Consider the following 25,024-nt stretch of genomic DNA (forward strand, 5'->3'; position numbering starts at 1 on the left):
CCAGCCCTTTGTCCGTTCGCGGGGAGCTTAGCCGAGGTTGGCTTCGGCAAACTCATAGTTCGCCAGCTTGTCGAGAAAGTTCGAGACGTAGTCCGGACGGCGGTTACGGAAGTCCACGTAGTAGCTGTGCTCCCACACATCGAGGCCCAGCAGCGGTTTGCCTTCGCCGGTCGCCAGAGGGTTCGAGCCGTTGGGCGTCTTGGTAATTTTGAGCTTACCCTCGGTGCCGAGAACCAGCCAGGCCCAGCCTGAGCCAAACTGACCGACAGCGGCGGCCTTGAACTGCTCCTTGAAGGCGTCGACGCCGCCCAGATCGCTGACGATCCTGGCCTCGAGCTTGCCCGGCAGTTTGCCGCCATCAGGTGACAATGCATTCCAGAAGTGAATGTGATTCCAGTGCTGGCCGGCATTGTTGATGACCGGAGCGAGATCCGCCTTGCCGTTGGCGAACGCGATGATCTCTTCGAGCGACTTACCCTGCAGATCTGGGTTCTTCTCAACGAAACCGTTCAGGGCGGTTACGTATGCCTGGTGGTGCTTATCATGGTGCAGTTCCAGCGTTTCCTGGCTCATGCCACGTTCGGCAAGGGCAGAATGGGAATAGGGCAGGGCAGGCAGTTCAAACGCCATCTTTTAAGCTCCTCAGGGCTGCGGCATCAGCGGCGCTTGCTTTGCGACGCGGCTGCCTTTATTTTCCAAGCAACAACTTTGAAAACCTGTGCGGCTGATATGTCAAGCCAGACCTTGGAAAATACCGCCTGGTCTCCGAGAAGCCCGGGGGAGCGCGTGCTGATGGCGCTCAAAATGCACGGGGCAATGTCGACCGCCGCGTTAGCGACCAAGCTCGCCATCACTGGCGAGGCCGCACGGCAGCAACTTTTGCGCCTGGCCGAGGAGGGACTGGTTGCAGCAACCGCGCAGAGCCGGGGCGTGGGTCGCCCCAGCCAAAGTTGGGCGCTCACACCGGCAGCGCAGGCGCGCTTCCCGGACACCCATGCCGCCTTGACGGTCCAACTGCTCGACATTGTGCGATCTTCGCTCGGGGAGGACGCCCTCGACCAGATTATCTCGGTTCGCGAGGCGGACACTAAGGCAGCCTACAAGCGCGTTGTGGGAGAACAAGCTGGTCTGCGCGGCAGAGTGGCAGCACTGGTCCGTCTCCGCTCTGCCGAAGGCTACATGGCCGAGTGGCGCGAAGCCGAAGACGGCTCGCTGTTGCTGGTGGAGAACCATTGCCCCATCTGTGCCGCTGCAACCGCATGCCAGGGCTTCTGCCGCGCTGAGCTGGAGGTCTTCCGATCGGTGCTCGGCCCCAATACCGAGGTGCGTCGGGAGGAGCACATCGTATCTGGTGGGCGGCGCTGCAGCTACGTAATCCGCGAGGTCGCAGGTGAGTGAGCCGGAACGCCCCGCGGGCACGCGCCTGCACCGCATCGGTTGGGACACGCCCGAGGCGCTGACCGAGGAGATGATCCGGGCCGTGGTCGACCGGTTCTACGCCGACGCTCGCCGCGATCCGATCATCGGCCCCGTGTTCAATCGCGCGATTGCTCCCGAAGCGTGGCCGCAGCACCTCTCAACCATCGTCGACTTCTGGAGCTCCATGCTACTCGGCAGCGGTCGCTACACCGGCCGTCCAATGCCCAAGCATTTGGCCATTCCTGATTTAACTGACGCACACTTCATGCGGTGGCTCGCGCTGTTCCGTAGCACCGTCGAGGAGCTCTGCCCCCCGGACGTCGCGCAATTGTTCATCGAACGGTCGGAGCGAGTGGGCAACAGCTTCCGGATGAACATTGCCATGCGGCGCGGCGAGGACATCACCACCATGGGGCCACTCGAGCGGGAAACCTCGATCTGGTCACCGCCACGGTAAGAAACTCCGCCAGGCGCTTGCCTGAGCACATTTTTTTACACCCGTTCAGACAAACGCACCGGCCCGCCTTGTGAATTCCGGCTCCGCCGCTACGTTTCGGCAAACACCAGAAGTGAGTGCCGTTATGGAAGTTCGCGTCGCCGGCGTGCGCAAGGAATTCGACAAGTTTCCCGCGCTGCATGACGTTTCGCTCGATATCAGGTCGGGGGAGCTGATCGCGCTTCTCGGGCCCTCGGGATCTGGCAAGACAACGCTTCTGCGCCTCATAGCCGGGCTGGAGACGCCGACAGATGGCCGCATCTTCTTCGGCGATACCGACGCGTCCGAAAAGTCGGTCCAGGAGCGCAATATCGGCTTCGTCTTCCAGCACTATGCGCTCTTCCGGCACATGACGATCCTGGAGAACGTGTCCTTCGGCCTCAAGGTGCGGCCGAAGGACAGGCGCCCACAGACTGAGGAAATCCGTCGCCGTGCCCTTGAGTTGCTGGACCTCGTCCAGCTCTCTGGGCTGGAGAAGCGCTATCCCAACCAGCTGTCTGGCGGGCAGCGGCAGCGCGTGGCGCTGGCGCGCGCCCTGGCGATCGAGCCGGCAGTGCTGCTGCTTGACGAGCCCTTTGGCGCACTCGATGCTCAGGTGCGGCGGGAGCTGCGTAAGTGGCTGCGAGAAATCCATGATCGCACCGGCCACACCACTGTCTTCGTAACGCACGATCAGGAGGAGGCGCTGGAGCTGTCTGATCGGCTTTGCGTCATGAGCCAGGGGCGAATTGAACAGGTCGGCACGCCGGACGACGTCTATGACCAGCCAGGCTCCCCCTTTGTTTTCGGTTTCATCGGTGAATCGAGCGAAGTGCCGGTGGTGGTGGAGAATGGCAAAGTGCTTTCTGGCGGACGCCCCATCGGCATACCGGCAGAGGGGGCGCATAGCGGCCCGGCACGGCTGTTCTTTCGGCCCCATGATGTGGACCTGGTGGACAGCGGCGCGGCTCTGTCGGGCAATGTGGCGACGACCCGCCGCGTCAGCGGTACCCGCCGCGCCGAACTCGACATAGGGGCTGGGCAATTCGTTGAGGTCGACCTGCCGTTCGGCCATCCGTTGGCGGAGCGGACCACCCTGAGTTTCCGACCGCGCCGGTGGCAGCTCTTCCCAGCGCAATAGGTTTGCCACAACTAAAGCAAAGGGGCCCTCGCGGGCCCCTTCTTCGTTTCAGTATCAGCACTTAAGCCGAGTAGTACATCTCGTACTCGACCGGGTGCGGCGTGTGCTCGAACTTGATGACTTCGGTCATCTTGAGGTCGATATAGCTGTCGATCTGGTCGTCGTCGAACACGCCACCAGCGGTGAGGAAGGCGCGGTCCTTGTCCAGGTTCTCGAGAGCTTCACGCAGCGATGCCGACACGGTCGGGATCTGCATCAGCTCCTGGCGCGGCAGTTCGTAGAGATCCTTGTCCATCGGATCACCGGGGTGGATCTTGTTCTTGATGCCGTCGATACCGGCCATCAAGAGGGCGGCGAAGCCGAGATAGGGGTTCGCCAGCGGATCGGGGAAGCGGACCTCGACGCGCTTTGCCTTTGGCGACTGGCCGAAGGGGATACGGCAGGAGGCCGAACGGTTGCGAGCCGAGTAGGCGAGCAGCACGGGGGCTTCAAAGCCGGGCACCAGGCGCTTGTAGCTGTTGGTGGTGGGGTTGGTGAAGGCGTTGATGGCCTTGGCGTGCTTGATGATGCCGCCGATGTAGTAGAGCGCATCCATCGAGAGGCCGGCGTACTGGTCACCAGCAAAAAGCGGCTTGCCGTCCTTCCAGATCGACTGGTGGCAGTGCATGCCCGAGCCGTTGTCCCCATAGACGGGCTTGGGCATGAAAGTCACGGTCTTGCCGTAGGAATTGGCGACCTGCTGGATGACGTACTTGTAGATCTGCACATCGTCGGCCGACTTGATCATCGGGGCGAACTTGATGCCGAGTTCGTGCTGGGCCGAGGCCACCTCGTGGTGGTGCTTCTCGACCACGACGCCCATGTCGGCCATGGCTGCGAGCATTTCACCACGGATGTCCTGGGCGCTGTCGACCGGCGGAACCGGGAAGTAGCCCTTCTTGAGACCAATGTGGTGACCGTTGTTGCCGCCTTCATAGGAAGAATCGTTGTTGGACGGCAGTTCGGGGTGATCGAGCTCGAAGCCGACCTTGTAGGTGGTGTTGGAGTACTTCACGTCGTCGAACATGAAGAACTCGGGCTCGGGGCCGAACACCACAGTGTCGCCGATACCAGAGGACTTGAGGTAGGCCTCTGCCTTCTTAGCCGTGGTGCGCGGATCACGGTTGTAGGGCTGGTAGGTGAGGGGCTCAAGAATGTCGCAGTTGATGGCCATCGTCGAGGCGCCGAAGAACGGATCCATATAGGCCGACTTCGGATCGGGCATAAGCACCATGTCGGACTCGTTGATAGCCTTCCAGCCAGCGATCGAGGAGCCATCGAACATGGTGCCCTCTTCGAAGAGGTCCTCATCCACGACGCTCACATCCATGGTGACGTGCTGGAGCTTGCCGCGGATGTCGGTAAAGCGGAGATCCACGTACTTGACGTTCTCATCCTTGATTTTCTTGAGAATGTCGCTTGCGGTAGTCATCAGTTTTCCCCTGTGGTGAAACTAGTTGTCGTTGTTGCGGCGGACGGCCTAGAGCGCGTCGTCGCCGAATTCTCCGGTACGGATACGGATGGCCTGTTCGACCGTATAGACGAAAATCTTGCCATCGCCGATGCGGCCCGTTTGCGCGGCCACGCGGATGGCCTCGATGGCGCGTTCGGCGAGCTCATCGGGGCAAACCACCTCGACCTTAACCTTGGGCAGGAAGTCCACGACGTATTCGGCGCCACGATAGAGCTCAGTATGCCCCTTCTGGCGGCCGAACCCCTTGGCTTCAGTTACGGTGATACCCTGAAGGCCGACTTCCTGCAGCGCCTCTTTGACTTCGTCGAGCTTGAAGGGCTTTACGATAGCCTCGATCTTTTTCATGTGAGCCTCCAATTCCCGCAAACCGGCGGTACCGCCTCCGTGTATGCACAGCCTGTGCCAGTAAGGTCGTCCAGATGAAATTGGCGCATATTCAGGCACTTGAGCACTGCCAATCAGGCACACAGACGCCCTGTTGCAGCTGAACTGCATAAAATACAGGCAAATTGCACAATTTGTGTGCATCTGTGGGGCGCCCGTTGGTGCGCAAATGCCGCGCAGAACGGCAGGGGGGCGCCTGCAATGAGGCTTTGACTGGCACCTTATCTTAGGCTAGAGGGACGCCCAACCCGGCCAGCGGGTCTTATGCGGGCGTGGCGGAACTGGCAGACGCACTGGATTTAGGTTCCAGCGCCGCAAGGCGTGGAGGTTCGACCCCTCTCGCCCGCACCACCTCTAGGCACTGGCCTCAAGATTAATGAATACGGGACAAGACCCTATGCAGGTTACCGAAACCCTCAACGAAGGCCTGAAGCGCAAGCTGAGCGTGACCATTCCGGCCGCCGACCTCAACTCGCGCCTCGACACCAAGCTCACCGAGCTCAAGGGCCAGGCCAACATCAAGGGCTTTCGTCCCGGCAAGGTGCCGCTGAGCCACCTCAAGAAACTCTATGGCCGTTCGGCCATGAGCGAGGTGATGAGCGATGCCATCAACACCACCGTCACCGAGACCCTCGATGAGCGCAAGGAGCGTGCAGCCGCACAGCCCAAGGTCGATCTGCCCGAAGACCAGAGCGTCATCAATGACGTGCTGGACGGCAAGGCCGACCTCGCGTTCGAAGTCGAGTATGAAGTGCTCCCGCCCGTCAGTCTGATGGAGCTCAAGGGCATCACCCTGACCAAGCCTGTGGTCGAAATCACCGACGAAGAGCTGGATGCGGAAGTCAATCGCGTCTTTGCTCAGAACCGCGGCTACACCGACAAGGGCGACGACGCCGTTGTTGAGAATGGCGATCGCCTTGGTCTCTCCTTTGTCGGCAAGATCGACGGCGAGGAGTTCGAGGGCGGCAAGTCCGACCACGCGCACCTGACCGTTGGTTCGGGTGAGTTCATCCCCGGCTTCGAAGAGCAGCTGATCGGCGTCAAGAAGGGCGGTACCAAGCAGGTCGAGGTTACTTTCCCCGAAGACTACCAGAACGCCGAATTGGCTGGTAAGGCAGCTACCTTCGACGTCACCGTGCTGCATGTCGATGGCCCTAATGAAGGCGAGCTGGACGACGAGTTCGCCAAGCGCCTTGGCCTCGAGAACGTTCAGGCGCTGCGCGATGCGGTCAAGCAGCAGATGGAAAATGCGCTGGGCTCCATGAGCCGCCAGCACATGAAGCGTCAGGTGCTCGACGCCCTTGATGAGGGTCACAAGTTTGACGTGCCGGCGCAACTGGTCGACGCCGAGTTCAACACCATCTGGAGCCGAGTCCAGCACGAAGTGGAAGGCCATGGCCGTTCCTTCGAGGACGAGGGCACAACGGAAGAAGAAGCCCGCGAGCAATACCGTCGTATCGCTGAGCGCCGCGTTCGCCTCGGTCTGGTCGTTGCCGAGATTGGCAACGCCAACGAAGTCAACGTGACCGATGAAGAGCACCAGCAGGCGCTGATTGCCGAGGTACGCCGCTTCCCTGGCCAGGAACAGCAGGTTTACGACTATTATCGTAAGAACCCGCAGGCCCTGGCTGGCCTGCGCGCTCCGGTGTTCGAGAACAAGGTCGTCGATTTTGTAATCGAACAAGGTGAGGTCACCGACAAGACGATGAGCCGCGCCGAACTCGCCAAGCTGATTCAGGCGGACGAGGATGAGGTTCCCGAGGAACACCACCACTAAGCTATTATAGCTGAGTCAGATTGAGGCCGCCCTGCAAGGGGCGGCCTTTTTCATTGTGCTAGACTGCAGATCGAATCCTGAACGTTGAGGACCGCTATGGCCGCTCCATCCGCCGATATCCTGTTGACCCCCAAGCAGATGGCAGAGGCCGACCGCCTCACTGTTGCGGTCGGGGTGAAGTCAATTGACCTCATGGAAGCAGCCGGCAAAGCGGTGGTCGACGCAATTCTCGAACGCTATTACCAGCGCTCTGTGCTGGTTCTGTGCGGGCCGGGCAACAATGGGGGTGACGGTTTCGTCGTCGCCCGCCTGCTAAAGCAGAAGGGCTGGCCGGTGCAATTGCGCTTGGTTGGCGAACGGGCGCGGCTGACCGGCGACGCCGCTGCCATGGCGGAGCTTTGGACGGGCCGAGTCGTGCCTCCAAATCGGGAGGACCTCGAAGAGGCCGACCTGGTGGTCGATGCACTGCTTGGCGCGGGCCTCGATCGTGACGTCGAAGGCGATCTAGCCGGCTTGATTGATGCGGTAAATGCTGGTCCGCATCCGGTGGTCAGCATAGATGTTCCCAGTGGTCTCGATGGCGCGACGGGTACCGTACGCGGCACGGCGATGGCCGCCGATATGACCGTCACCTTCTTCCGTCTCAAGCCAGGGCATCTGCTGCTGCCTGGACGGCAGCTTTGTGGCGACGTTGTTCTGGCGGATATTGGCATCCCTGAGAAAGTTCTGGAGCCGATCGCCGCAACAGCTTGGCAGAACAGCCCGAATCTTTGGTCGGTGCCAAGACCGGATACAGCGCATCACAAGTTTAACCGAGGACATTGCCTTGTGGTTTCGGGCAGTGCACTTGAAACCGGAGCATCACGGCTCGCGGCCGCGGGAGCCTTCCGAGCTGGCGCCGGGGTCGTATCGCTGGCTGGGTCCAAGGAGGCACTCTTGGTACATGCGGCGCACGTCACTGCGGTAATGCTCAAGCAAGGCGAAGGGCCGGATGGCCTCGCAGAGCTTCTCTCCGACAAGCGGATCAACAGCGTCGTCATCGGCCCGGCTGCCGGGGTGAATGCCACCACGCGTGAGAGCGTGATGACCATCCTCGATTCTGGCGCCGCTACAGTTCTGGACGCCGATGGCATCACCAGCTTTGCCGAAACCGGGCCATCCTTATTCGAGGCGATCAAGGCCAAGCCGGAACGTCCTGTCGTGCTGACCCCGCATGGTGGAGAATTCCAGCGCGTCTTCGGCGACGTGCCCGGCGCCAAGCTTGAGGTCGCCAGAGCTGCTGCCCAGCACTCTGGAGCCGTTATCGTGCTCAAGGGCAGCGACACGGTAGTCGCGGCTCCAGACGGGCGTGCCGCCATCAATGCTAATGCCCCAGCCTGGCTCGGGACAGCTGGGGCCGGCGATGTCCTGGCGGGGATCATTGCCGGCCTTCTCAGCCAAGGCATGCAGGGCTGGGAGGCGGCCTGTGCCGGCGTATGGCTCCACGCCGAGGCTGCCAACCGCTTCGGAGGGCCCGGCATGATCAGCGAGGATCTGCCGGACCTGCTACCAGGTGTGCTCGCTAGCCTTTAGTGCCAGCTGACCATTAGCCGCTCGAGGCCGTGGAAGTGGTAGACATCGTTGTAGCGCGGCGGTTCGGCCAGCTTCAGCTTGGGCAGCCGCCGGAACAGCTCACGCATAGCAACCTGAAGTTCGATCCGGGCGAGCGGTGCACCGATGCAGAAGTGGATACCAGCGCCGAAGCTAACATTGGCATAATCGGCTCGGAACGGATCGAAGCTGTTCGCGTCGGAGAAGCGCCGTGGGTCCCGGTTGGCAGCGCCGAGCATCAGCCCGATGACGTCACCCTTGCGAAGCTGAATGCCCGCCACTTCCAGATCGCTCAGCGCGTAGCGCGTGAACATATGCAACGGTGCATAAAAGCGCAGGCATTCCTCCACAGTAGCTTCGGTCTGCTGCTCGGAGGCAAATAGTGATTGTGGATCAAGACCGCTTTCGAGGATTGCCTTGATCCCATTGCCGGTGGTGTGAACGGTCGCTTCGTGCCCCGCATTGAGCAGCAGGATGGTGGTGCTCATCACCTCTTCGTCGCTGAGTTTTTCGGCGCCCTGTTCTGCCGTCAGCATGTGCGTGAGCAGGTCCTCGCGCGGCGCCCGGCGCCGCTCGGCAACCACGCCGCGCAGATAATCGGTGAATTCGGCAGCGGCGGCGTTGGCGTCCAGCTCCCTCTCCAGCGTGACGCCGAACATGTACATGGCCACCATGCGGTTGGACCAGGCAAGGAGCTGCGGCGCCATCTCTGCCGGTAGCCCAATCATCTCTGCAATGACGATGGCTGGTATCAGCGCGGCGTAGGACTTGATGAGGTCGACTGTCTCCTCGTGTTCGAAACCGTCGATCATCTCATTGGCGAGTTTGACGATGCGCGGACGGAGTTGCTCGACATGCCGCGAGACAAAGGCGCGGTTCACCAACGTACGCAAGCGGGTGTGCGCCGGCGGCTCCAGGTTTAGTAGCGAATACTGCTCGGTTAGGTCGAAATCGGCAGTATGCGGCTTGGGCGCGGGCATGCCGAGTTCCTCACGCGTCGAAACGTGGAGAATGTCCCGACCGAACCGCTTGTCGCGGAGCAGGGCGCTGACCTCCTTGAAGCCAGCAAAGCACCAATGACCGTACTCATCCCAGAAGAAGGTTGGGTTGGACGCGTGTAGCCGATCGTAGAAGGCGTAAGGATCTTGAAAGAACACCGGATCACGCGGTGCAGCGCTGGCGCGGCGCTCCGGAGGAACATCGGTGATGGGAGAGAGCTGGAGGATGGCGGCCATATCAGTCCATTCTGGTGGTCGCGAGACTTTAGGTCCTCACCCCGCATCAAGGCAAATGCCCAGGGCGCCTTGCCCCCCGTGAAAAAATCGCTAGTTGAGAAGCAACAGACCTGAGGAGCTTCCTGCGTGACCGACCTGACCCTGGCCCAGGCCATCGACAACATCTACGCCTCGATCAAGAACGATAACGAGGATCTGGACGAGCATATCGCTGCCCTCAAACAGGCCATGGCGCGCGAGGACGTGAAGGAAGCCGTGTTCGAGCCGTCAAAGCTGGCGCAATCGAACCGCCAGGGCCGCAAGCTCATGCAGGCCTATTTCCGCAAGAAGGGCGTGGCGGTGAGCTTCGCTTCCTGAGTGGAGCGACCAGCTTGTTCACCTTAGTATCACGTCGGCAGGTGGCGCTATTGAAGCTCGCCGCATTGCCGCCTATCTCTGGCTTTACCGCGCGTTAATGCGGCACAGTCTGCAATCGGCCAGTCGCGCTGATTCGAATTGGCACCCTCGAACGGGCCCTGGATGTCCGGACCCGATCGAGAACAGTGTCCTACCTGAAATTGGCTAGCCCGGTACCCACGCGACCCGGCGCAGCAAAGGGGCATCAAATGCAAGATCCACACGATCTTTATATGAATACGCTTGTGCCAATGGTGGTCGAGCAATCCAATCGCGGCGAGCGCGCCTTCGACATCTATTCCCGCCTGCTGCGGGAGCGCATCATTTTCGTCACGGGCGTGGTCGAGGACAACATGGCGAGCCTGATCGTAGCGCAGCTGTTGTTCCTCGAATCAGAGAACCCGAAAAAAGAAATCGCCATGTACATCAACTCGCCCGGTGGCGTGGTGACGTCTGGCCTGTCGATTTACGACACCATGCAGTTCATTCGTCCGGCCGTGGCAACCATGGTGATGGGGCAGGCTGCTTCCATGGGCTCGCTGCTGCTAGCGGCCGGCGAGGCGGGCATGCGGACGTCGCTGCCGAACTCGCGCGTGATGGTCCACCAACCCTCCGGCGGTTTCCAGGGCCAGGTAACCGACATCCTAATTCATGCCAAGGAAGTCGAAGGCTTGAAGCGGCGTCTTAATCAAATCTATGAGAAGCACACCGGCCGCACTTACGAGGAAATCGAGAACGCCCTCGAGCGTGATCGCTTCCTTTCTCCGGAAGAGGCCAAGACCTTCGGGCTTATCGACACCGTGCTCGAAAAGCGCGTCGTGCCGGAAGCTTCTGCTTGAACTTCACAGCATTAACAGCGTTCCACGACAGTCCGTTGACTGTGATGTGAGTGCAATTGCACGAAGCCGGAACGGCCTTTAAGGTCGTTTCGGCTTAGACTTTCTTTAGGCTCGAGCGTTACCGTTTCCGAAAGCGCTCGGATTTGGGGGCGCAACGCTCCCGGGAGTGACAGGATGTCCAAAGAGACAACAAACGGCGAAACCTCCAAGAACACGCTGTACTGCTCGTTCTGCGGCAAGTCACAGCATGAGGTTCGCAAGCTGATTGCCGGTCCGACAGTGTTCATCTGTGATGAATGTGTCGAGCTGTGCATGGACATCATCCGCGAAGAGAACAAGACCTCCATGGTCAAGTCCGCCGATGGCGTTCCGACCCCTGCAGAGATCTGCAAGGTGCTGGACGACTATGTCATCGGTCAGTTCCGCGCCAAGCGCGTGCTCTCCGTGGCCGTCCACAACCACTATAAGCGCCTGCACCATGCGACCAAGAACCAGGACGTTGAGCTCTCCAAGTCCAACATCCTGCTGATCGGTCCGACCGGTTCGGGTAAGACCCTGCTCGCGCAGACCCTGGCGCGCATTCTCGATGTGCCGTTCACCATGGCGGATGCGACGACGCTGACCGAGGCTGGTTACGTCGGCGAGGACGTCGAGAACATCATTCTCAAGCTGCTCCAGGCTGCCGACTACAATGTCGAGAAGGCGCAGCGCGGCATCGTCTATATCGACGAGGTCGACAAGATCTCCCGCAAGTCTGACAACCCGTCCATCACCCGCGACGTATCGGGCGAGGGCGTGCAGCAGGCCCTGCTGAAGATTATGGAGGGCACCGTTGCTTCGGTTCCGCCGCAGGGTGGCCGCAAGCACCCGCAACAGGAATTCCTGCAGGTGGATACGACCAACATCCTCTTTATCTGCGGTGGCGCCTTTGCCGGCCTCGAAAAGATCATCTCGGCGCGTGGCGAGGGTTCGGGCATTGGCTTCTCGGCGACCGTCAAGGATCCGAACGACCGCCGGGTTGGCCAGATTTTGGCCGACGTAGCGCCGGAAGATCTGGTGCGGTTCGGTCTGATCCCCGAGTTCATCGGTCGCCTGCCGGTACTTGCTACCCTAGAAGACCTCGATATCGCGGCGCTGATCGAAATCTTGACCCAGCCCAAGAACGCCCTGGTGCGTCAGTATCAGCGGCTGTTCCAGATGGAAGAAGTCGAGCTCACCTTCCACGACGACGCCCTCAAGGCGATCGCGGAAAAGGCTATCGAACGCAAGACCGGTGCTCGTGGCCTTCGCTCCATCATGGAAGCGATCCTGCTCGACACCATGTACGACCTGCCCTCGCTTGAAGGCGTCGAGGAAGTGGTGATCTCGGACGAAGTGGTGAAGGGCAAGGACGTGCGTCCGCTCTACATCTACTCGGACCGCAAGAAGGAGGACATGCCCGCCGGGGCGTGATCGAGCTTTAACAGAAAATGAAAACGCCGGGTGATGAGCCCGGCGTTTTGTTTTTAGGCGGCGGTCTCTGCGTCCTCGCCGTCGGTCACGAACTCGATTGGGCCGGGCTCCTCTCCCATGATCGTGCGTCCAAAGAGACTTGCGATGAGGTCAACCAGGAGAGTGGCGCTCTTGCCGCCATGGTCGAGGAATGGGTTGAGCTCCACTATGTCGACGGAGCCGACTGCGCCGCTTTCACAGAGCATCTCCATGATGAGATGCGCCTCGCGGTAGCTTAGGCCGCCCGGCACCAGCGTACCGCCGCCAGGCGCGATGGAAGGATCCATGGCGTCCACGTCGATGCTGACATGGAGGTGTCCACCGGCTTGCTTGACCTTGTCGATCACGCCCCGCATCAGTGCCACCACGCCCATCTCGTCGATGCGCCGCATGTCCAGAACGCTCACACCTCGGCTGGCGAGCAGTTTGCGCTCGTCGCGGTCGACCGAACGGGCTCCGATGATGGTGACGTTCTTGGGGTCGATGCGTCCGAGCCAAGGGCCGCGGAAAATCGCGTCGAACTCGGGCTCGCCACAGAGGAGAGCCAGCGGCATACCGTGGAGATTGCCGGAGGGTGAGGTTTGCGGAGTGTTGTAGTCGGCATGGGCATCCACCCAGAGCACGAAGACCGGCTTGTCGTGGGCGCTGCAGTGACGAGCGGCGGCCGAGACGGTGCCCATGGCGATGGAATGGTCGCCACCCAGGAAGACCGGACATCGTCCCGCACGCAGGACCTCTAGTCCCCTGTCGCTGGCTTGCGCGGCAAGCTCGAGCACATCGGCACGACGTTCCTCTGGCAGGCGCCAACTCGCCGGGTCGCCCTTTGGACCGGGATGGGGGCGGCGCAAATCACCATGGTCAGCTACCTGGTGTCCAAGCTCGATCAGAGCCTCGGCGATGCCGGCTACCCGGAGCGCCTCCGGACCCATTCCGGCTCCACGCATCGAGGCGCCAGAGGCAGTTGCAACGCCAAGCAGATCTATCTTCCGGAAGGCGGGGGCGTTTTCAGCCATTCACGTTCTCTTTTCTGGTGGTCTGGCATCCATCGGGCCACGTTGACCATTTGTATGCAACCACGGAAGGGCAGGGATCCGCTGCTTAGCGGTATCAACAGTCATAAATTCGCAATGGTTGACTTGCCTGCCGGTTGGCGGGACCTATTTATTAACCGGAATCAGCCCAGCCTCTAGTTGGAGCTGTCTATCACGGGCGCGCTCTCCTCTCCCTTCCTCCCGCGCGCCCTGGAAAGGATACGAGATGACGGACGTCAATCCCACAGGCGGCGACTTCAGCCGGGATCGCGTTTACCCCGTTCTGCCCTTGCGCGACATCGTCGTGTTCCCAGGCATGATCGTGCCGCTCTTTGTCGGCCGCGAGAAGTCGGTAAAGGCGCTCGAAGAAGTCATGCGTGACGACAAGCACATTCTGGTCGTGACGCAGAAGAATGCACAGGACGACGATCCAACCCCCGAGCAGATCTATTCGACGGGTACGATCGCCACTGTCCTGCAACTGCTCAAGCTACCCGACGGTACTGTGAAGGTGCTGGTCGAGGGCCTCAGCCGTGCGACCATCGATCAGTATCTGCAGACCGTCGACTATTTCGAAGCCGAGGCTTCCGTGCTGGAAGAGCCGGAAGAGGACGCAACAGAAGTCGAAGCGCTTGCTCGCTCGGCGCAGACTGAGTTCGAGAGCTATGTGAAGCTCAACAAGAAGATCTCGGCTGAGGTGGTTGCCGCAGTTGGCCAGATCGAGAATCACTCCAAGCTCGCCGACACCATCGCGAGCCACCTGGTCATCAAGATTCAGGAGAAGGAAGACCTGCTCTCGACCCTATCGGTCGGCGAGCGCTTCCAGAAGATCCTGGGACTTATGGAAGGCGAGATCGGCGTTCTGCAGGTGGAAAAGCGTATTCGCTCCCGCGTCAAGCGGCAGATGGAGAAGACGCAGCGCGAGTACTATCTCAACGAGCAGATGAAGGCGATCCAGAAGGAGCTCGGCGACGGCGAGGAGGGGTCCAACGAGCTTGCTGAGCTCGAGGAGCGTATCGCTAAGACCAAGCTGTCCAAGGAAGCCCGCGCCAAGGCGGAAGGCGAGCTTAAGAAGCTCAAGGGCATGAGCCCGATGTCGGCCGAAGCCACCGTTGTGCGCAACTATCTTGATACCCTGCTTGGCTTGCCTTGGGGCAAGAAGAGCAAGGTGAAGCGCGACCTCGTGCTGGCCGAGAAGGTGCTGGACGAAGATCACTACGGCCTCGAGAAGGTCAAGGAGCGCATCCTTGAGTATCTCGCCGTTCAGGGGCGTACAGGCCAGCTCAAGGGGCCGATCCTTTGCCTTGTTGGCCCTCCGGGCGTCGGCAAGACCTCGCTCGGTAAGTCCATCGCCAAGGCGACGGGCCGTGAGTTCGTGCGCATGGCCCTAGGTGGCGTTCGTGACGAAGCCGAGATCCGCGGTCACCGCCGCACCTATATCGGCTCCATGCCCGGCAAGGTGATCCAGTCGCTCAAGAAGGTGGGAAAGTCCAATCCGCTCTTCCTGCTCGACGAGATCGACAAGATGGGCCAGGATTTCCGCGGCGATCCGTCTTCGGCGCTGCTCGAAGTGCTCGATCCGGAACAGAACAACACTTTCAGCGATCACTATCTGGAGGTCGACTATGACCTCTCGGACGTGATGTTCGTAACCACCTCGAACACGCTCAACATCCCTGGCCCACTGATGGACCGCATGGAGATCATTCGCCTCTCGGGCTACACCGAAGAGGAGAAGCATGCGATCGCCAAGCAGCACCTCATTCCTGAGGCGGCCAAGGAGAATGGCGTGGCCCATGGCGAGTTCGTCATGAGCGACGAGATCCTGATGAAGGTCATCCGCGAATACACCCGCGAAGCTGGCGTCCGTAACCTCAAGCGGGAGATCTCCAAGCTCATGCGCAAGGCCATCACGGACATCGTCAAGACCAAGGTCAAGTCGATCACCGTGGATGACGAGCGTCTGGCCAAGTATTTAGGTCCGGCGATCTTCAAGCACGGCGAGATCGAAGCAGAGGCTCAGGTGGGTCTGGTGACCGGTCTAGCCTGGACCTCGGTGGGTGGTGAACTGCTGACCATTGAAGGCGTGATGACGCCCGGCAAAGGTCGTATGACCGTCACCGGTAACATCAAGGAAGTGATGAAGGAGAGTCTCACCGCGGCCACGGCTTATGTGCGCTCTCGTTCGATCGAATTCGGCATCAAGCCGCCGATGTTCGATACGCGGGATATCCACGTCCACCTCCCCGAAGGTGCCACGCCCAAGGACGGTCCGTCTGCAGGTATCGGCCTCGCCACGGCCATTGTCTCGGTAATGACTGGCATCCCGGTTCGCAACGACATCGCCATGACCGGCGAGATCACGCTGCGGGGCAGGGTACTGCCCATCGGCGGGCTGAAGGAGAAGCTGCTCGCGGCTCTCCGCGGCGGCATCAAGACGGTGCTGATCCCCGAGGAGAACGTGCGCGACCTCCAGGAGATTCCGGACATCGTCAAGGAAGGCATGGAGATCGTTCCGGTCAGCCGTATGGACCAGGTGATCGAGCGGGCGCTGGTGCGCAAGCCCGAACCCATTGAGTGGAACTTCGACGAGGCCACTCCCGCTGTTTCCACCACGGTTGAGACCAGCGACGAAGCCACGACCGGCCTGCACTAAGGTCATCTTATCCGATGCAGTTTGACGGCGGCCCCTCGGGGCCGCCGTTTTCGTTTTGTGGGCAACACGAAGCGCGGACGCGCTGCCTCAAATGCTAACAGTACGTTAACCAGAAGGCGCCTTTCCCCGCTGTTAGCGCTACACACACTGGACAAGAACAAACAGGAAACTTACAAGAACGAACAACGAACACTGGAGACCAGAGATGCTCGCTTTCATCAAAGACTTCGCTGCCTTCGTCACGCTCGGGGCGTTCACTCTCGGCTCCCTCACCTGGATGGACATCCTCACTCGGCTAGTATGATGCTCCCTGTGGATAGCACTGGGGGTGATTTGAGGATCAAGGCACAGCAGTGGTAGTGATCTGACATGACAGGTCCTGGCTTCATTCACCTCCACATCCATTCCGCTTATTCCCTCCTCGAAGGGGCACTGCAGCTGGAGACGATTCTTAAGCTCGCCAAGGAGGATGCACAGCCAGCACTTGGCATCGCCGACACCGGCAATCTCTTCGGTGCGCTGGAGTTCTCGGAAAAGGCGAGTGGCAAGGGCATGCAGCCGCTGATCGGCGTTGAATTGCCGATCGACTTCGCTGCGGCGGAGGAGCGGGTAAGCGAACGAGGACATGTGGCCTGGGCAGGCAAATCCAGCGTTGTGCTGATGGCGCAGAGCGAGACTGGATTCGAAAATCTCTCCCGCCTGGTGTCTCGCGCCTACCTCGAGGGTGAAGACAGCCTGTCGCGGGCGCAGCTCGACTGGCTCTCGCGTGAGGGCTTAGAAGGCATCATCTGCCTTTCTGGTGGTCCCGAAGGGGCAGTCGATATGCCCTTTGCTCTAGGTCAGGATGCCAATGCATTGCGGCGTCTCGATCGTCTCAGGGAACTTTTCGGGGATCGGTTCTACATCGAACTGCAGCGGCATGGGCGTCCACAGGAGGCCGCTGTGGAACCACGGCTGATCGATTATGCCTACCGCAGAGGTATTCCGCTAGTGGCAACCAACGAGCCCTTCTTCAAGTCGCCCAAGGAGTTCGAGGCCCATGATGCGCTGCTGGCAATTGCCGGCGGGACCGTTTTGGCGCAGACGGAGCGACGCAAGCTCAACGATCAGTACTATTTCAAGACGCGCGCCGAGATGATGGAGCTGTTCTCCGATCTGCCGGAGGCAGTGGAGTCTACCGTCGAGATCGCCAAGCGCATCAGCTATCGACCACTCAAGCGCAAACCGATTCTGCCCAAGTTCGCGGCGGCACCCGGTGTTTCCGAGGATGAAGCCGTAGCCACCGAAGCTGCCGCCCTTCGCCGGATGGCAGAGGAGGGCTTGGATAAGCGCCTGGCGACTGTTGGCCTGGCGCCCGGGAAGGCCGAGCAGGAGTACCGCGAGCGCCTCGAGTTCGAGCTGGGCATCATCCAATCGATGAAATTCCCTGGCTACTTCCTGATCGTGGCTGACTTCATCCAGTGGGCTAAGGCGCACGACATCCCGGTCGGCCCTGGCCGTGGTTCCGGTGCGGGCTCGCTCGTCGCCTATGCCACCACCATCACGGATCTCGACCCACTCCGCTACAACCTGCTGTTTGAGCGCTTCCTCAATCCAGAGCGCGTCTCGATGCCGGACTTCGACATCGATTTTTGCCAGGACCGGCGCGAGGAGGTGATCGACTACGTCCAGGACAAGTACGGCTACCAGCAGGTCTCACAGATCATCACCTTCGGAACCCTGCAAGCGCGTGCCGTGCTGCGGGACGTCGGGCGCGTGCTGCAGATGCCCTACGGTCAGGTAGATCGGATCTGTAAGCTCGTTCCGGCTAATCCCGCCGATCCATGGTCGATCGAGCGGACCATGAATGAAGTCTCTGAGTTCCGGCAGATGGCCGAGGACGACGAGACTGTTGGTGAGCTGGTTGCCATCGCCCGCAATCTCGAGGGCCTGTTCCGGCATGCCTCGACACATGCTGCCGGCATCATCATTGGCGACCGGCCGCTGCAGGAGCTAGCACCACTTTACCGCGACCCGCGGTCCGACATGCCGGTTTGTCAGTACAACATGAAGTGGAGCGAGGCCGCGGGCTTGGTGAAGTTCGACTTCCTGGGCCTCAAGACCCTGACGACCATTCGCTACGCGGTTAACATGGTCAACGAGGCGGGCGGGTCGCTCGATATCGATGCCATTCCCATCGACGATCCGGCCACCTACCAGCTCTATGCCCAGGGGGACACATACGGCATCTTCCAGTTCGAAAGTGCGGGCATGCGGCGAGCTCTGATGGAGCTCAAGCCCGACCGGATCGAAGATCTCATTGCCATGAACGCGCTCTATCGGCCCGGTCCCATGGACAACATTCCGAGCTTCATCGATCGCAAGCACGGACGGGAGCCGGTGAATTATCCCCACCCCGCCCTGAAGGCTGTGCTGGACGAGACCTACGGCATTATCGTCTATCAGGAGCAGGTGATGCAGATCGCCCAACTCCTCTCTGGTTACTCACTCGGTGAAGCGGATATGCTGCGCCGTGCCATGGGCAAGAAGATCAAATCGGAGATGGACGCTCAGCGCATTCGTTTCCGCGAGGGATCGGGGCCGCAGGGGGTCAGCGAGAGTCTTGCCGACCAGATTTTCGACCTTCTTGCCAAGTTCGCGAATTACGGCTTCAACAAAAGCCATGCCGCGGCCTATGCTTGGGTGTCCTACCAAACGGCCTATCTCAAGAAGCACCACCCGCATGAGTTCTATGCGGCGTCCATGACGCTCGACATGGCGCAAACCGACAAGCTCTCCGACTTCCACCGGGAGGCAAGCAAGAAGGGCATCGAGGTTGTTCCGCCTTGCGTGAACAAATCCGAGGTCGTCTTCGCGGTGAAAGACCAGAAGGTCTACTACGGCCTCTCTGCCGTGAAGGGGGTAGGTCGGTCGATGGCAGAGCATATCGTGGAAGTGCGGGGTGATCGTCCGTTCAAGGATCTCGGAGATTTTGCGCGGCGCGTCGATCCGCGTGTGTTGAGCAAGCGCACGCTCGAAACCCTGGTCAGTGCCGGTGCGTTCGATGCTTTGGCGCCACGTCGCGAGATCGCTTTTGCTGCTATCGACAATGTCATCGGCACAGCCCAAGCACTCACCGCTGAACGCAGTGAAGGGCAGTGGAACATGTTCGATACTGGTGAACCGGAGCCGTTCCGATTGCCTGCCGGTGTGGCAGCCTGGACAACGACAGAGCGGGCGGATCGGGAGTTGGCGGCCATCGGTTTCCACCTATCGGCGCACCCGCTCGACGCTTATTCTGACCTCTTCGAAAAGCTGCGTGTGCAGCGCTGGAGCGACTTCGAGCGGGCGGTGAAGGATGGCGCCTCTGCGGGGCGCCTGGCCGGGACCATTGCTTCGCGAAACGATCGCCGCACCCGCAAGGGGACGCCGATGATGATCCTGACGCTGTCGGACCAAAGTGGTACCTATGAGTGCATCGCTTTTTCCGAGCAGATCAACGAGTACGGGGCAATCCTGAAGCCAGGTAAGTCCGTTGTCCTGCAGGTCGGCGCCGACGAAAGGGCGGAAGGCATCAGCCTCCGGCTGCTCACCGCCGAGCCAATCGACGGGATTGCCGATAAGGTCGACAGGCGGCTGACGGTTTTCGCGGCTGATGTAAGGGCGCTTATGCCGATCAGCGCGCAGCTGAAGCGAGGCGGGGAAGGGTCGGTCAACTTTGTCGTCATTCGTGATGAAGGCGCCCGCGAGTACGAGATCGAGCTGCCTGGGACCTATCGCATCACTGCAGAGGTCGCTGGAGGAATCAAGGCATTAGAGGGCGTCACCGACGTCCGCCTGCACTAAGACCAAACAAAAGCGCGGGAGAGGCGAGCTCTAAGCCCTTCCTCCCCCGCTCAGGGGTTTTCACCCTTGCCCCCGCGAGCGTGCGCGGGTCTATGGTTAATAAATGCGTGGTGAGGCCCGCGGTTCCGGTTCAGACGCGTGACAGCGCGTAGTCTTGCCTTTGTCACAGGCTTGCCCTATATCGCGCTCGTGTTCGGCTGTTGTGCCGACGCAATCTCACACACGAGGCAGGCTTTTCGGACTATCCCGGAAAACCATCCGGTGGCGGGAAACCGTCGCAAGGCTTCGTGGAGGCATCAACCGGTAAATAAGGAGCAGCCATCATGGCTTTGCCCGATTTCTCTATGCGTCAATTGCTTGAAGCTGGCGTCCATTTCGGCCACCAGAAGCACCGTTGGAATCCGAAGATGGAACGCTACATCTTCGGCGTTCGCAACGACATTCACATTCTCGATCTCAGCCAGACCGTTCCCGCGCTTAGCCGCGCGCTGCAGCTGATCAGCGATACCGTTGCCGATGGCGGCCGCGTGCTCTTCGTGGGCACCAAGCGCCAGGCCGCGCCGCTGGTTGCCGATGCAGCCAAGCAGTCGGCTCAGTACTTCGTCAATTCGCGATGGCTGGGTGGTACGCTCACCAACTGGCAGACTATTTCGAACTCCATTGCTCGCCTGCGTGAGCTGGAGTCGATGGGCGAAGACGAGCTTGCGCTGCGCACCAAGAAGGAGCGTCTGATGATGAGCCGCGAACAGGAACGCCTCGAGCGTGACCTGGGCGGGATCAAGGACATGGGTAATCTCCCGAGCCTCCTCTTCGTCATCGACACCAACAAGGAAGCCAACGCGATCAAGGAAGCCCGCCGTCTGGGCATCCCCGTCGTGGCGATCGTCGACACCAACTGCGATCCTGACACGGTCGACTACCCGATCCCGGGTAATGATGACGCGTCGCGCGCCCTCGAGCTCTATGTGTCGCTCGTGTCCAAGGCTGCAATCGACGGTATTGGCCGTTCATCGAGCGCACTGGGCACTGATCTTGGCGCGTCTTCCGAAGCCCCGGCCGAAGATCTGCCGGCCGATGAAGCTGCTGCCGGCTAATCCGGCGCAAGCCACTTCCTTTTGACACGAACCATGCGGCCCCGCAAAAGGGGCCGCGAAGAGGTGAACCCATGGAAATCACTGCTGGAATGGTCAAGCAGCTCCGCGACTCGACTGGCGTCGGGATGATGGACTGCAAGAAGGCCCTTGCTGAGACCAATGGCGACATGGAAGCCGCCGTTGACTGGCTGCGTACGCGTGGCCTGGCTAAGGCTGCGAAGAAGGCGGACCGCGTCGCTGCTGAAGGCTTGGTCGGCGTTGCTACGGCCGGCAACAAGGCTGCCGTTGTCGAAGTGAACTCCGAAACTGACTTCGTTGCGCGCAACGAGCAGTTTCAGACCATCGTTGGCAGCGTCGCAAAGCTCGCTCTGGACGCCGAGGGTGACGTCGCCAAGCTTGGTGAAATGCCATTCCCCGGAACCGGCCACTCGGTGTCGGCGGAACTGACAGAAGCCATCGCCAAGATCGGCGAGAACATGAACCTGCGTCGCACGGCGGTGCTCGAAGTCACCAATGGCGTCGTCGAGAGCTATGTGCACAACGCCGTCAAGCCCGGCTTGGGCAAGATGGGCATTCTTGTTGCGCTGGAATCCACTGGTGACAAGGCTGCCCTAGCGACTCTGGGTAAGCAGTTGGCGATGCACATCGCGGCAACCAACCCGCTCTCGATCTCCCCCGAGGACATCGATCAGGAAGTGGTTGCTCGTGAACGCTCGATCATCCTTGAGCAGGTCAAGGAATCCGGCAAGCCAGCTGATATCGCCGAAAAGATGGTCGACGGCCGTATGCGCAAGTACTTCGAAGAAGTCACTCTGCTGGCCCAGACCTTCGTGATTGATGGCGAGACCAAGGTCGGTGACGCGATCAAGAACGCTGAGAAAGAAGTTGGGGCGCCGATCAAGCTCACCAAGTTCGTCCGTTATGCACTGGGCGAAGGTATCGAGAAGACCGAGTCTGACTTCGCAGCCGAAGTCGCCGCGACCGCCGGCGTAAAGTAATAGGCGCGGGCGGGCCCCAATGGGGTCCGCCCGCTGCTCTCCCGCACAATCTACGGGATCGAGCGGCACCATCCTTTAGCTTTTTCGTTGCAACAGGCATGGCGCTTCCCCTAGGGAACGCTACTGCATAGTTTTGCGCGGGTGCAGGTCAGCGCTGCGCCAGATCAACAATCGTCTCCGGGGAACTGCAATGGCGCCTGCCTACAAACGTATCCTGCTGAAGGTCTCGGGCGAGGCCCTTGCGGGGGACAACTCGTTTGGCATTGAGCCGCCGTTTCTGCAGGGTATCGCAAAGCAGATCGCCGAAGTCGCCTCGACCGGCGTTCAAATTGCCATTGTCGTGGGTGGCGGCAACATCTTCAGGGGAATGGCGGGTGCTGCAGATGGCACAGACCGGGTTACCGCCGATCTGATGGGCATGCTGGGAACCATGATCAACGCTCTGGCGCTGAGCAACGCCATCAGCCGACAGGGCGTTCGGTCCAAGCCTTATAGCGCGGTCTCCATGCCTTCAGTGGCTGATACTTTCACCGCACGCGAAGCCAAATCCGCCCTGGAAGATGGCATGGTCGTGGTACTCGGGGGTGGTACGGGTAATCCGTTTTTTACGACAGACACCGCATCGACGCTGCGCGCAATCGAGCTTGAGTGCGACGTGGTCCTCAAAGGCACCAAGGTTGACGGCGTCTATTCAGACGATCCGATGAAAAACCCCGATGCCACCCGTTACGACGCGATAAGCTTTGAGGATGTGCTCCGGCAAGACCTGCGAGTGATGGATACGGCAGCCTTTGCACTTGCCCGCGACAACCGCATGCCGATAATCGTCTATGCACTTAACGACGAGTCAGGCCTTGCTGGTGTACTGTCCGGCACGGCCCGTTCAACCCGCGTCGGATAACGGACCAGACCAGAAGGACCAGAGCAATGGCCACCAGCTACGATCTCGCCGACATCAAGAACCGGATGCAAAAATCGATCGCATCGCTCAAGGATGAGTTGTCCGGCTTGCGTACCGGCCGAGCCAGCGCGAGCCTACTGGAGCCTGTGACTGTGGAAGCGTACGGTTCTCGCATGCCGCTGAACCAGGTTGCGACCGTTACCGTGCCCGAGCCGCGTATGCTGAGCGTGCAGGTTTGGGATCGGTCCATGGCAAACGCCGTCGAGAAAGCCATTCGTGACAGCGGGCTTGGCCTCAACCCCATGGGGGAAGGACAGGTCATCCGCGTTCCTTTGCCCGAGTTGAATGAGCAGCGTCGCAAGGAACTGGCCAAGGTCGCTCACAATTATGCCGAGCAGGCCCGCGTGGCTGTCCGCCATGTGCGCCGTGATGGGATGGACGCGCTCAAGAAAGCCGAGAAAGACGGCGACATGAGCCAGGACGATGCCAAGAAGCAGTCGGAGCTGGTTCAGAAGGCAACCGACGACGCCGTGACCGAGATCGATCAGATCGTTGCGTCCAAGGAACAGGAAATCATGCAGGTCTAAGGACCTCGCTGCGCTACGCCGGGAGGGCGTGGATGTCTATGGATCCGGCCGTTTCAGTTAAGCGCGTGCAGCAAACCCGTTTGCGCATCCCTGCGCATTTGGGCGTCATCATGGATGGCAATGGCCGTTGGGCTCAGGCGCGCGGCAAATTGCGCACTGAGGGGCACATCGAGGGCGTCAAAGCCCTCCGTCGGCTCGTCGAGCTGTGCATCAACTACGGCGTTGGTCACCTGACAGTGTTCAGTTTCTCCTCAGAAAACTGGACGCGTCCCAAGGACGAGGTCTCCTTCATTTTCAATCTCCTGCGGCGGTTCGTTGCATCGGATTTGCAAAAGCTGATCCGCGGCAACGTTCAAGTCCGCATCATCGGCTCCCGCCTTGGACTGGAGGAGTCGCTCGTGCGGCTCATCGATGACGTCGAAGCCAAAACAGCCCGGAACACCGGTCTCGTACTGATCGTGGCGTTCAATTACGGCGGCAAGGCTGAAATTGCCGATGCGACCCGGCGCATTGCGGCTGAAGTCGCGGCTGGGCGCTTGCGTGCCGAAGAGATCACCGAAGCTACCATTGAAGCGGCTCTCTACACCGCGGGCCTGCCCGATCCTGATCTCATCATCAGGACCAGCGGAGAGCAGCGGATCTCGAACTTTCTCCTGTGGCAGTCGGCCTATTCCGAGTTTGTCTTCGTTGACGAGAACTGGCCCGATTTTGACGAAGCGAGCTTCGTACGCGTTCTGGAAACCTACTCCCACCGGGAGCGCCGTTTCGGCGGCGTTGAGGCGAAGCTACCTTGAGCGATTCCCGCGAACCATCCGTTGAGCCGCCCCGACGGCGGGCCTGGGCTGATTTGGGACCACGGCTCGCTTCGGCATTGGTCCTCATCGCGATCACCGTGGGCGCCCTCTATATCGGCAGTTACTTCTTCGCAGCCGTGGTTGGAGTGGCCTTCGGGGGGGCCTATCGCGAGTGGGAAACCATGGTCTCGCGGGCGCCGCTCACCCCACCTGGAATAGTGCTGATCGGCTTGGTGGCGCTCTCCGCACTGGGCTTTCCCCTTTGGGGGGCGGCAGGGTCGGGCGTGGTCATTGCTCTAGCCTGTGTCGTTGCCCTGGCAATGCGCGGGGAGGGCGCTTGGTGGCGCGTTCTGGGTCTGGTGATCTACGGGATCATCATCATCGCAGCGCTGGCCCTCCGTGGGGATACCCTGGCGGGAGTTTGGGCAGGGCTTTACCTGGGCACCATAGTCTGGATGACCGACTCGGCAGCCTTCTTCACTGGACGCCAGATTGGTGGGGAGAAACTTGCTCCCGATATTTCCCCCTCCAAGACCTGGTCGGGTGCGCTGGGTGGGCTCGCTCTCGGCACTGGCGCTGGGCTGCTAGTTTGGATAGCGGTGACGGACTCCCCGTGGTGGATCGGACTGGCTCTGTCGGCTTTAATCAGCATTCTGGGGCAGGCCGGCGATCTCTGCGAGAGCGCTTTGAAACGGTTCTTCCGCATCAAGGACAGCGGCGACATTATCCCCGGACACGGCGGACTGATGGACCGCCTTGATAGCCTCACATTCGGCATAGTGTTGGTGCTGTTCATCGGAGCGGCAAACGCCGGCTTTGATTCAGTGGCCGAGGGACTGCTCTACTGGTAGGACTGAGGCCCGCCACCTGGGAACTAC

21 protein-coding genes and 1 tRNA gene are annotated in these 25,024 nt (G+C 60.6%); 17 read left to right on the plus strand and 5 right to left on the minus strand.

Going from position 1 to position 25,024, the window contains the following annotated elements; translation table 11 throughout:
- Nucleotides 1–27: 27 nt before the first annotated feature.
- Nucleotides 28–630, minus strand: a complete 603-nt coding sequence (locus tag QOV41_RS10705) for a superoxide dismutase (RefSeq protein ID WP_284576482.1) — start codon at nucleotides 628–630, stop codon at nucleotides 28–30.
- A 162-nt stretch (nucleotides 631–792) separates the two neighbouring features.
- On the opposite strand from QOV41_RS10705, the gene QOV41_RS10710 reads away from it, so the two are divergent.
- The 3 genes from QOV41_RS10710 to QOV41_RS10720 all read left to right on the plus strand — a co-directional run bounded on the left by QOV41_RS10710 (nucleotide 793) and on the right by QOV41_RS10720 (nucleotide 3,035).
- Nucleotides 793–1,398 carry a helix-turn-helix transcriptional regulator gene (locus QOV41_RS10710; protein ID WP_284576483.1) on the plus strand — a complete coding sequence of 202 codons (606 nt, stop codon included), beginning with the start codon at nucleotides 793–795 and terminating at the stop codon, nucleotides 1,396–1,398.
- Entirely contained in the window at nucleotides 1,391–1,876 is a 486-nt protein-coding gene (locus QOV41_RS10715) for a group III truncated hemoglobin (RefSeq protein WP_350149790.1), read from the plus strand. Before QOV41_RS10710 ends, QOV41_RS10715 begins: the two co-directional genes overlap by 8 nt.
- Before the next feature lie 124 nt (nucleotides 1,877–2,000).
- Nucleotides 2,001–3,035 carry a sulfate/molybdate ABC transporter ATP-binding protein gene (locus QOV41_RS10720; protein ID WP_284576484.1) on the plus strand — a complete coding sequence of 345 codons (1,035 nt, stop codon included), beginning with the start codon at nucleotides 2,001–2,003 and terminating at the stop codon, nucleotides 3,033–3,035.
- A 61-nt stretch (nucleotides 3,036–3,096) separates the two neighbouring features.
- Here QOV41_RS10720 and glnA read toward each other — a convergent pair whose 3' ends face one another.
- Together glnA and QOV41_RS10730 are read right to left on the minus strand one after the other, a co-directional pair.
- Entirely contained in the window at nucleotides 3,097–4,506 is a 1,410-nt protein-coding gene (gene glnA / locus QOV41_RS10725; protein ID WP_284576485.1) for a type I glutamate--ammonia ligase, read from the minus strand.
- A gap of 48 nt (nucleotides 4,507–4,554) precedes the next feature.
- A complete protein-coding gene (locus tag QOV41_RS10730) occupies nucleotides 4,555–4,893 on the minus strand; it encodes a P-II family nitrogen regulator (protein ID WP_284576487.1) in 339 nt (112 codons plus the stop codon).
- Nucleotides 4,894–5,198: 305 nt separating this feature from the next.
- Here QOV41_RS10730 and QOV41_RS10735 point away from each other — a divergent pair.
- From QOV41_RS10735 to QOV41_RS10745, 3 genes are all read left to right on the plus strand, one after another.
- Nucleotides 5,199–5,283 (plus strand) — tRNA-Leu (locus QOV41_RS10735).
- 46 nt (nucleotides 5,284–5,329) lie between these two features.
- Nucleotides 5,330–6,709 carry a trigger factor gene (gene tig, locus QOV41_RS10740; RefSeq protein WP_284576489.1) on the plus strand — a complete coding sequence of 460 codons (1,380 nt, stop codon included), beginning with the start codon at nucleotides 5,330–5,332 and terminating at the stop codon, nucleotides 6,707–6,709.
- 96 nt (nucleotides 6,710–6,805) lie between these two features.
- Nucleotides 6,806–8,281, plus strand: coding sequence for an NAD(P)H-hydrate dehydratase (locus QOV41_RS10745; protein WP_284576491.1), 1,476 nt, complete (start codon nucleotides 6,806–6,808; stop codon nucleotides 8,279–8,281).
- On the opposite strand, the gene QOV41_RS10750 is transcribed toward QOV41_RS10745, so the two are convergent.
- Nucleotides 8,278–9,534, minus strand: coding sequence for a cytochrome P450 (locus QOV41_RS10750; RefSeq protein ID WP_284576493.1), 1,257 nt, complete (start codon nucleotides 9,532–9,534; stop codon nucleotides 8,278–8,280). The two genes, QOV41_RS10745 and QOV41_RS10750, sit on opposite strands and share 4 nt — an antisense overlap.
- Before the next feature lie 126 nt (nucleotides 9,535–9,660).
- Between QOV41_RS10750 and QOV41_RS10755 the strand changes: the two genes are divergently transcribed.
- The 3 genes from QOV41_RS10755 to clpX all read left to right on the plus strand — a co-directional run bounded on the left by QOV41_RS10755 (nucleotide 9,661) and on the right by clpX (nucleotide 12,221).
- Entirely contained in the window at nucleotides 9,661–9,891 is a 231-nt protein-coding gene (locus tag QOV41_RS10755) for a hypothetical protein (RefSeq protein WP_284576495.1), read from the plus strand.
- Between the two features lie 248 nt (nucleotides 9,892–10,139).
- Entirely contained in the window at nucleotides 10,140–10,769 is a 630-nt protein-coding gene (locus QOV41_RS10760) for an ATP-dependent Clp protease proteolytic subunit (protein WP_284576497.1), read from the plus strand.
- 174 nt (nucleotides 10,770–10,943) lie between these two features.
- Nucleotides 10,944–12,221 carry an ATP-dependent Clp protease ATP-binding subunit ClpX gene (clpX, locus tag QOV41_RS10765; RefSeq protein WP_284576498.1) on the plus strand — a complete coding sequence of 426 codons (1,278 nt, stop codon included), beginning with the start codon at nucleotides 10,944–10,946 and terminating at the stop codon, nucleotides 12,219–12,221.
- Between the two features lie 53 nt (nucleotides 12,222–12,274).
- On the opposite strand, the gene rocF is transcribed toward clpX, so the two are convergent.
- Nucleotides 12,275–13,273, minus strand: coding sequence for an arginase (gene rocF, locus QOV41_RS10770; RefSeq protein WP_284576500.1), 999 nt, complete (start codon nucleotides 13,271–13,273; stop codon nucleotides 12,275–12,277).
- 244 nt (nucleotides 13,274–13,517) lie between these two features.
- Here rocF and lon point away from each other — a divergent pair, with 244 nt between their 5' ends.
- The 8 genes from lon (at nucleotide 13,518) to QOV41_RS10810 (ending at nucleotide 24,997) form a co-directional block, all read left to right on the plus strand.
- On the plus strand, nucleotides 13,518–15,947 hold the full coding sequence (gene lon, locus QOV41_RS10775) for an endopeptidase La (protein ID WP_284576502.1): 2,430 nt from the start codon (nucleotides 13,518–13,520) through the stop codon (nucleotides 15,945–15,947).
- Between the two features lie 369 nt (nucleotides 15,948–16,316).
- Complete coding sequence (gene dnaE / locus QOV41_RS10780) at nucleotides 16,317–19,772, plus strand: DNA polymerase III subunit alpha (protein ID WP_284576504.1); 3,456 nt, start codon at nucleotides 16,317–16,319, stop codon at nucleotides 19,770–19,772.
- A gap of 323 nt (nucleotides 19,773–20,095) precedes the next feature.
- A complete protein-coding gene (gene rpsB / locus QOV41_RS10785; protein WP_284576506.1) occupies nucleotides 20,096–20,866 on the plus strand; it encodes a 30S ribosomal protein S2 in 771 nt (256 codons plus the stop codon).
- Between the two features lie 71 nt (nucleotides 20,867–20,937).
- On the plus strand, nucleotides 20,938–21,864 hold the full coding sequence (tsf, locus tag QOV41_RS10790; protein ID WP_284576508.1) for a translation elongation factor Ts: 927 nt from the start codon (nucleotides 20,938–20,940) through the stop codon (nucleotides 21,862–21,864).
- A 190-nt stretch (nucleotides 21,865–22,054) separates the two neighbouring features.
- Complete coding sequence (gene pyrH, locus QOV41_RS10795) at nucleotides 22,055–22,765, plus strand: UMP kinase (RefSeq protein WP_284576510.1); 711 nt, start codon at nucleotides 22,055–22,057, stop codon at nucleotides 22,763–22,765.
- 26 nt (nucleotides 22,766–22,791) lie between these two features.
- Nucleotides 22,792–23,352: a ribosome recycling factor gene (gene frr / locus QOV41_RS10800; protein WP_284576512.1), complete on the plus strand. Its 561-nt coding sequence runs from the start codon at nucleotides 22,792–22,794 to the stop codon at nucleotides 23,350–23,352.
- 32 nt (nucleotides 23,353–23,384) lie between these two features.
- The gene (locus tag QOV41_RS10805) at nucleotides 23,385–24,146 is read left to right on the plus strand and encodes an isoprenyl transferase (RefSeq protein WP_284576514.1); all 762 of its coding nucleotides are present in this window, start codon (nucleotides 23,385–23,387) and stop codon (nucleotides 24,144–24,146) included.
- Nucleotides 24,143–24,997, plus strand: a complete 855-nt coding sequence (locus QOV41_RS10810; protein ID WP_284576515.1) for a phosphatidate cytidylyltransferase — start codon at nucleotides 24,143–24,145, stop codon at nucleotides 24,995–24,997. The genes QOV41_RS10805 and QOV41_RS10810 overlap by 4 nt, the downstream gene beginning before the upstream one ends.
- The last annotated feature ends 27 nt before the right edge of the window (nucleotides 24,998–25,024 follow it).

The sequence above is a fragment of the Devosia sp. RR2S18 genome (assembly GCF_030177755.1).
Lineage (GTDB): Bacteria > Pseudomonadota > Alphaproteobacteria > Rhizobiales > Devosiaceae > Devosia > Devosia rhizosphaerae.

Excerpts from the sequence above, each read along its gene's own strand:
- QOV41_RS10705 (WP_284576482.1), bottom strand. The coding sequence starts at position 630 with ATGGCGTTTGAACTGCCTGCCCTGCCCTATTCCCATTCTGCCCTTGCC.
- QOV41_RS10710 (WP_284576483.1), top strand. The coding sequence starts at position 793 with ATGGCGCTCAAAATGCACGGGGCAATGTCGACCGCCGCGTTAGCGACC.
- QOV41_RS10720 (WP_284576484.1), top strand. The coding sequence starts at position 2,001 with ATGGAAGTTCGCGTCGCCGGCGTGCGCAAGGAATTCGACAAGTTTCCC.
- glnA (WP_284576485.1), bottom strand. The coding sequence starts at position 4,506 with ATGACTACCGCAAGCGACATTCTCAAGAAAATCAAGGATGAGAACGTC.
- QOV41_RS10730 (WP_284576487.1), bottom strand. The coding sequence starts at position 4,893 with ATGAAAAAGATCGAGGCTATCGTAAAGCCCTTCAAGCTCGACGAAGTC.
- tig (WP_284576489.1), top strand. The coding sequence starts at position 5,330 with ATGCAGGTTACCGAAACCCTCAACGAAGGCCTGAAGCGCAAGCTGAGC.
- QOV41_RS10745 (WP_284576491.1), top strand. The coding sequence starts at position 6,806 with ATGGCCGCTCCATCCGCCGATATCCTGTTGACCCCCAAGCAGATGGCA.
- QOV41_RS10750 (WP_284576493.1), bottom strand. The coding sequence starts at position 9,534 with ATGGCCGCCATCCTCCAGCTCTCTCCCATCACCGATGTTCCTCCGGAG.
- QOV41_RS10760 (WP_284576497.1), top strand. The coding sequence starts at position 10,140 with ATGCAAGATCCACACGATCTTTATATGAATACGCTTGTGCCAATGGTG.
- clpX (WP_284576498.1), top strand. The coding sequence starts at position 10,944 with ATGTCCAAAGAGACAACAAACGGCGAAACCTCCAAGAACACGCTGTAC.
- rocF (WP_284576500.1), bottom strand. The coding sequence starts at position 13,273 with ATGGCTGAAAACGCCCCCGCCTTCCGGAAGATAGATCTGCTTGGCGTT.
- lon (WP_284576502.1), top strand. The coding sequence starts at position 13,518 with ATGACGGACGTCAATCCCACAGGCGGCGACTTCAGCCGGGATCGCGTT.
- dnaE (WP_284576504.1), top strand. The coding sequence starts at position 16,317 with ATGACAGGTCCTGGCTTCATTCACCTCCACATCCATTCCGCTTATTCC.
- rpsB (WP_284576506.1), top strand. The coding sequence starts at position 20,096 with ATGGCTTTGCCCGATTTCTCTATGCGTCAATTGCTTGAAGCTGGCGTC.
- tsf (WP_284576508.1), top strand. The coding sequence starts at position 20,938 with ATGGAAATCACTGCTGGAATGGTCAAGCAGCTCCGCGACTCGACTGGC.
- pyrH (WP_284576510.1), top strand. The coding sequence starts at position 22,055 with ATGGCGCCTGCCTACAAACGTATCCTGCTGAAGGTCTCGGGCGAGGCC.
- frr (WP_284576512.1), top strand. The coding sequence starts at position 22,792 with ATGGCCACCAGCTACGATCTCGCCGACATCAAGAACCGGATGCAAAAA.
- QOV41_RS10805 (WP_284576514.1), top strand. The coding sequence starts at position 23,385 with ATGTCTATGGATCCGGCCGTTTCAGTTAAGCGCGTGCAGCAAACCCGT.